Here is a 234-nt window from a genome sequence, read left to right on the forward strand (position 1 = left end):
GTTTCCCGCTTTTCCTTGGTTTCCTTCTTTGTGTTTTTTTGCTTGTTTCTCTTGTTTTGGTTGTTTGGCCTGCTTTTCTTGTTTATCTTGCTTGTCTTGTTTGTCGTGCTTGTCTTGTTTATCTTGCTTGTCTTGTTTATCTTGGTTGTCTTGTTTATATTGGTTGTCTTGTTTGTCGTAGTAATATTGTTTATCGTGGTGCTCTAGTGTGTGGTGGTGATATGGTGTGGGGTG

At 38.9% G+C, this 234-nt stretch carries 1 protein-coding gene; it reads right to left on the reverse strand.

Annotation, left to right across the window (positions count from 1 at the left end):
• Positions 1–234 (reverse strand): hypothetical protein (locus JDS80_RS31125; protein ID WP_199640846.1); only part of this gene is annotated, 234 nt, incomplete at both ends.

The organism is Bacillus cereus group sp. N8 (assembly GCF_016483685.1).
Taxonomy (GTDB): Bacteria; Bacillota; Bacilli; order Bacillales; family Bacillaceae_G; genus Bacillus_A; species Bacillus_A proteolyticus.